This window comes from Puerhibacterium puerhi (assembly GCF_009846865.1).
GTDB classification, from domain to species: Bacteria; Actinomycetota; Actinomycetes; order Actinomycetales; family Cellulomonadaceae; genus Puerhibacterium; species Puerhibacterium puerhi.
Window position 1 is genome coordinate 1 of record NZ_WUWN01000079.1, and the last position, 5827, is coordinate 5827.

Consider the following 5827-nt stretch of genomic DNA (forward strand, 5'->3'; position numbering starts at 1 on the left):
GCGGCCCCCGCGCCGACGCCCGCCGCCCGCGCCGCGGGCAAGGAGCGGCGCGGCGGCGGGCCCGCCCGCCTCGTGGTGGTCGCCGGCCCGCTCGCCGGCACGTCGCTGCCGCTGACCGGCTCCTCGATCCTCATCGGGCGCTCGCCCGGCTCCACGCTGGTGCTCGACGACGACTACGCGTCGTCCCGGCACGCCCGGATCTTCCCGCAGGGCGACCAGTGGTACGTGGAGGACCTCGGCTCGACCAACGGCACGTTCATCGGCGACGACCAGGTCACCGCCGCCGTGCCGCTGCCCGTCGGCGTGGGCGTGCAGATCGGTCGGTCCGTCGTCGAGCTGCAGGGATGACCGCGTCGTGACCGTCTCGCTGCGCTACGCCGCCCGCTCCGACGTCGGGCTCGTGCGCTCCAACAACCAGGACTCGGCCTACGCCGGCCCGAACCTCCTGGTGGTCGCCGACGGCATGGGCGGGCACGCGGGCGGCGACATCGCCTCGCGCATCTGCATCGCCGCCCTCGAGCCGCTCGACACGCCCGACCACGGCCCGGACGCCGCGCTGGAGGACCTCGAGGCCGCCGTCGAGCAGGCCCGCCTGGGCCTGGTGCGCGCGTCGGCGGCCGAGCCCGACCTCGCCGGCATGGGCACCACCGTCACGGCCCTGCTGCGCACCGGCAGCACGCTGGTCATGGCGCACATGGGCGACTCGCGCGCCTACCTGCTGCGCGACGGCGTGCTCACCCAGGTGACCGTGGACCACACGTTCGTCCAGCACCTGGTCGACACCGGCCGCATCTCGCCGGACGAGGCCGAGCACCACCCGCAGCGCAACGTCGTCATGCGCGTGCTCAGCGATTTCGACCTCGACCTGTCGCCCGACATGTCGGTGCGCGAGGCCCGGCCCGGCGACCGCTGGATGCTGTGCTCCGACGGCCTGTCGGGGTTCGTGCCCGCCGAGGTGCTCACCGAGGTCCTCGCCGAGACGCCCGACCCCGACGAGGCGGCCGACGTCCTGCTCGTCGCCGCCATGCGCGCCGGCAGCACCGACAACATCACCGTGGTGGTGGCCGACGTCGTCGAGGACGACGAGGACGCCGACGACGACGCGGGGCACGCGGTCGACGGGCGCGACGCCGTGCAGGTGGTGGGCGCGGCCGCGGCGGTCGGCCCGCTGCCGGGCTTCGACGAGCCGTCGAACGGCGGGCCGGACGGCGACCACGCCGACGACGGGCGGGACCCGGACGACGACCCGGACGGCGACGCGCGCCCCGCGGCCCGCGAGGCGGACGACAGCGACGACGACGACGGCCGTGGCTCCGGCCGCGCCGCCCGCGGCGGCCACGACGGCGAGGAGGAGGACGACGACGCGGACGACGACGCGCGCCCGGCGCCGCGCCGCCACCCGGTGATCGCCACCGTCGTCGCGCTGCTCGTGCTCGCCGCGCTCGGCCTGGGCGGCTACGCCGCGTACGGCTGGACGCAGAACCAGTACTACGTGGGCGTCGAGGACGGCCAGGTGGCCGTGTTCCGCGGGGTGCCGGCGACCGCCGGGCCCCTGACGCTCTCGCGTGCCGTCGAGCTGACGGGCACGCGCGTCGCCGACCTGCCCGACTACTGGGCCGACCGCCTCGACGGCACCATCACCGCCTCCTCGCTGACCGACGCCCGTGCCCGGGCCGAGCGGCTCATCGAGCAGGCGGTGCCCACCCCGACGCCGTCCGCCTCGCCCTCGCCCTCGCCGTCGCTGTCCGCGACGCCGTCGCCGTCCGCCAGCCCCTCGGCCGAGGGGGCCGCTCGATGAGCGCCGCCACCGCCGCCCCCGCCACCACGGCGACCACCACGCCGCGCCGCCCGGCACGCCTGGCGGAGCTGCTGCTGCTCGTGCTCGCGCTGGCCGCCGGCGTGGGCGCGTTCGGGCTCGTGGGCGTCAACATGGAGGAGCACCTGCCGGACGGCTTCTGGCTGGAGTCCGCGGGCCTGGCCCTCATCGCGATCGTCGCCCACGTCGTGGTGCGGATCCGCGCACCCTGGGCCGACCAGGTCGTCCTGCCGTCGGTCGTGCTGCTCAACGGCCTGGGCCTGGCGATGATCCTGCGGCTGCAGGAGGCCGGCGCCCAGGGCGCCAACGCCACCCGCAACATGCAGTGGTCGGTGCTGGGCGTGGTGCTCGCCTGCCTGGTGGTGTGGTTCCTGCGCGACCACCGCTGGCTGCGCCGGTACACGTACACGGCGATGATCGTGGGCCTCGTGCTCGTGGTCCTGCCGCTGGTGCCGGGCCTGGGCCGCACCATCAACGGCGCGAAGATCTGGATCGGCGTCGGCCCGCTGTCCCTGCAGCCGGCGGAGTTCGCCAAGATCGCGTTCGCCGTGTTCTTCGCCGGCTACCTGGTGAGCAACCGGGACACCCTCGCGCTGGCCGGGCCCAGGGTGCTCGGCCTGCAGCTGCCGCGGCTGCGCGACCTCGGCCCGATCCTCATCGTGTGGGCCGCCTCGCTCGCCGTGCTGGTCCTCGAGCGCGACCTCGGCACGTCGCTGCTGTTCTTCGGCCTGTTCGTGGCGATGCTCTACCTGGCGACCGAGCGGATCAGCTGGGTGGTCATCGGCCTCGTCCTCTTCGGCGCCGGCGCCGCGGTGGCGGGCACGGTGTTCCCGCACGTGCAGCACCGCATGGAGGTGTGGCTGCACCCGTTCGAGGGCGACCTGTACAACGCCACGGGCGGCTCCTACCAGGTCGTCCAGGGCCTCTTCGGCCTCGCGAACGGCGGCCTCTTCGGCACCGGGTGGGGCGAGGGCTACCCCCAGCGCGTGCCGTACTCGTTCTCGGACTTCATCTACTCCTCGCTCGGCGAGGAGCTCGGCCTCACCGGCCTGCTGGCGATCCTGCTGGTGTTCCTCGTGGTCGTCGAGCGCGGCCTGCGCACCGCGCTGGGCGTGCGCGACGGGTTCGGCAAGCTGCTCGCGGGCGGCCTGGCGTTCTCGCTGGCGCTGCAGCTCTTCGTCGTCGTCGGCGGCATCACGCGGATCATCCCGCTGACCGGCCTCACGGTGCCGTTCATGGCGCAGGGCGGCTCGTCGCTGCTGGCCAACTGGATCGTGGTGGGCCTGCTGCTGAAGATCTCCGACGACGCCCGGCGGCCGTCGCCGCTGCCGCTGCGCGGCGAGGTGGGCCCCGGCGGCGTCCTCGAGGCGGCCGGGGCCGACGGCAGCGCGCACGACGGCGCGCTGGGCGGCGCGGGGCAGCACGACGGCGCCCTGCCCGACGTGCCCACGGGCGCCCACCCCGTGACGACCCCGACCGAGACGGTCGGCAGACCGGCGGTGCCGCGCACACCGCTCCCGCGACGCACGCCGTCGCGTCCCGACCCCGAGGCAGGACAGCCATGAACACGACACTGAGGCGACTGGCCGGCGTCGTCGTGGTGATGTTCCTCGCGCTCATGGTCTCGACGACGTGGGTGCAGTACGGGCAGGCCGACTCGCTCAACAACGACAACCGCAACGTCCGCAAGATCTACCGCGACTACGGCAACGCGCGCGGCCCGATCGTCGTCGGCGAGCAGTCGGTGGCGGCCTCGCAGGCGGTGGACGACCCGTTCGGCTTCCAGCGCGTGTACGCCGACGGCGACGCCGCCGCGGCGCAGATGTACGCGCCCGTGACCGGCTTCTACTCGCTCGTCAACGGCACGTCCGGCATCGAGGGCGCGGAGAACTCGTTCCTCAACGGCCAGGCGGACGCCCTGTGGGTGGACCGCCTGAAGAACCTCTTGACCGGCGAGAAGACCAAGGGCTCCTCGGTCGAGCTGACGATCGACCCGGCCGCCCAGGAGGCGGCCTGGGAAGCGCTCGGCGACCAGCGCGGCGCCGTCGTGGCGATCGAGCCGTCCACGGGGCGCATCCTCGCCATGGTCTCCAAGCCGTCGTACGACCCCAACGCCCTGGCGGTGCACTCCACGGCGGACGCCGGCCAGGCCTACGAGGACCTGCTCAACGCCGACGGCGACCCGCTGATCAACCGGGCGATCCGCGCCGCCTACCCGCCGGGGTCGACGTTCAAGCTGATCGACGCCGCCGCGGCGCTCGAGTCGGGCGACTACCAGCCCGACACGCAGATCCCGGCGCCGCACCGGTACACGCTGCCGGGCACCAGCACGCAGCTGCGCAACTTCGGCGACGAGGTGTGCTCGTCCACCGACGAGATGTCGCTCGCCGACGCCCTGCGGATCTCCTGCAACACGGCGTTCGCGCAGCTCGGCGTGTCCCTGGGCGCCGACGCGCTCGACGAGCAGGCGAAGAAGTTCGGCTTCGGGCAGGAGCTCGAGGTGCCGATGCGCACGGACGCGAGCCGCTTCCCGAAGGACGAGGCCTCGAGCGACGACCGGCTGGCGCTGGCGTCGATCGGCCAGGGCAGCGTCACCGAGACGCCGCTGCAGGTCGCGATGATCTCCGCGGCGATCGCGAACGACGGCGAGCTCATGCAGCCGTACCTCGTGGACACGGTCCGCGACCCGGAGCTCGAGGTCGTCAGGCAGACGTCGCCGCACAAGCTCGACGACGCGGTGTCGAGCTCGACGGCGGACGCCCTCACGCAGATGATGCTCGGCGTCGTGAACGACGGCTCCGGCACGTCGGCCCAGATCCCCGGCGTGCAGGTGGCCGGCAAGACGGGCACGGCGCAGACGACGTCCGAGGCGGACCCGCACGCGTGGTTCACCGGGTTCGCCCCGGCCGACGACCCGCAGGTCGCCGTCGCGGTCATCGTCGAGCACGGGGGCTCCGCCGGCAGCGAGGCCACCGGCGGTCGCGTCGCGGCGCCGATCGCCAAGGCGGTCATGCAGGCGGTGCTGGACCGATGAGACCTGTGGAGGGGCTCGCCCTCGGCGACCGGTACCGGCTCACCCGACGCATCGCCGTCGGCGGCATGGGCGAGGTGTGGGTCGCCGACGACACGTTCCTGGGCCGCGAGGTGGCCGTCAAGGTGCTGCGCGAGGAGTACACGGGCCAGGAGGACTTCCTGGCGCGCCTGCGCACCGAGGCGCGCAACAGCGCGGCGCTGTCGCACCCGAACATCGCGCAGATGTACGACTACGGCGAGCAGGCGGGCACCGGGTACCTCGTGATGGAGCTCGTGGTGGGCGAGCCGCTCGCGGACCTGCTCGAGCGCGAGCCGGTGCTGCCGCCCAAGCGGCTGCTGCCGATCCTGGCGGCGACCGCGCGCGGCCTGCACGCGGCGCACGAGGCCCACGTCGTCCACCGCGACGTGAAGCCCGGCAACATCCTGCTCGAGCACCCCACGCGCGCCTCCGGCGGCCGCACCACCGTGAAGATCACCGACTTCGGCGTCTCGCTGGCCGCCAACCAGGCGCCGATGACGGCCGCGGGGATGGTCATGGGCACCGCCCAGTACCTCTCGCCCGAGCAGGCGGTGGGCCAGCCGGCCACGCCGCTGTCCGACGTCTACGCGCTCGGCGTGGTCGCCTACGAGGCGACGGCCGGCAAGCGACCGTTCACTGGCTCGACGCCGGTGGACATCGCCGTCGCGCACGTCAACAACCCGGTGCCGCCGCTGCCCTCGACGGTCCACCCGGGCCTGTCCGGCCTCATCATGCGGATGCTGGAGAAGGACCCGGCGCTGCGCCCGGTGTCCGCCGGCGCGCTGGCCGACGAGCTCGACGCGCTCGCCCGCGACATCGCCGCCGACCCGCTCGGGGCGCGCTCGCGCACGGCCCGGCGCCTGCAGGGCTCGGGCGCGACGCCGCGCGCGCAGGAGCCCCCGAGCGCGCCCAGCACGCAGGGCCCGCGCCGCGGGGCGCACGCCGCGCGGCACTCCGGC

The 5827-nt window shown here is 74.4% G+C and carries 5 protein-coding genes; all 5 read left to right on the forward strand.

The window, feature by feature from the left end; all coding sequences use genetic code 11:
* Positions 1-348, forward strand: a 348-nt coding sequence (locus GSF02_RS18200) for an FHA domain-containing protein FhaB/FipA (protein WP_159798782.1), incomplete at its 5' end; no start/stop codon positions are given.
* Between the two features lie 7 nt (positions 349-355).
* The gene (locus tag GSF02_RS18205) at positions 356-1798 is read left to right on the forward strand and encodes a PP2C family protein-serine/threonine phosphatase (protein WP_159798783.1); all 1443 of its coding nucleotides are present in this window, start codon (positions 356-358) and stop codon (positions 1796-1798) included.
* Positions 1795-3381, forward strand: coding sequence for an FtsW/RodA/SpoVE family cell cycle protein (locus GSF02_RS18210; protein ID WP_159798784.1), 1587 nt, complete (start codon positions 1795-1797; stop codon positions 3379-3381). The genes GSF02_RS18205 and GSF02_RS18210 overlap by 4 nt, the downstream gene beginning before the upstream one ends.
* Positions 3378-4850: a peptidoglycan D,D-transpeptidase FtsI family protein gene (locus tag GSF02_RS18215; RefSeq protein WP_159798785.1), complete on the forward strand. Its 1473-nt coding sequence runs from the start codon at positions 3378-3380 to the stop codon at positions 4848-4850. Before GSF02_RS18210 ends, GSF02_RS18215 begins: the two co-directional genes overlap by 4 nt.
* A partial coding sequence (locus tag GSF02_RS18220; protein WP_159798786.1) for a serine/threonine-protein kinase occupies positions 4847-5827 on the forward strand: 981 nt, incomplete at its 3' end. The genes GSF02_RS18215 and GSF02_RS18220, both read left to right, overlap by 4 nt.